1 pseudogene is annotated in these 302 nt (G+C 67.2%); it reads right to left on the bottom strand.

Going from position 1 to position 302, the window contains the following annotated elements:
• Positions 1-302: pseudogene (locus tag RHSP_RS35090) on the bottom strand (hypothetical protein); the annotation flags it as partial.

Below are 302 nucleotides of genomic sequence, written 5' to 3'. Positions count from 1 at the left end.
GGCCATCAAGGAGCTGCACCGTGTCGCCCGGCTTGACCTGCGTCGCCGTGTCGCCGTTCGCCTGCAGGCTCCAGCCCTTGCCGGCGGTCGTGTTCACCGCTGCAATCGCGTCGTTGACGGTGTTCTGGCCGGTGCCGCCGATATTCGACATGCTGAGCTTGCCGGTCGACGTGTCGTAGGCGGCGTTGCCGCCCAGCACGCTCGCTGCGGAATCACCCACTGCAAACAGCTGCGAGCCGTTGACCGCCTCGGTCGAGGTCGATCCGATCGTGCCCGCCGCCAGGTTGGTCAGCTTCTGCGCA

Source organism: Rhizobium freirei PRF 81, assembly GCF_000359745.1.
Classification (GTDB): Bacteria; Pseudomonadota; Alphaproteobacteria; order Rhizobiales; family Rhizobiaceae; genus Rhizobium; species Rhizobium freirei.
This window is presented reverse-complemented; position numbering and strand designations above follow the sequence as displayed.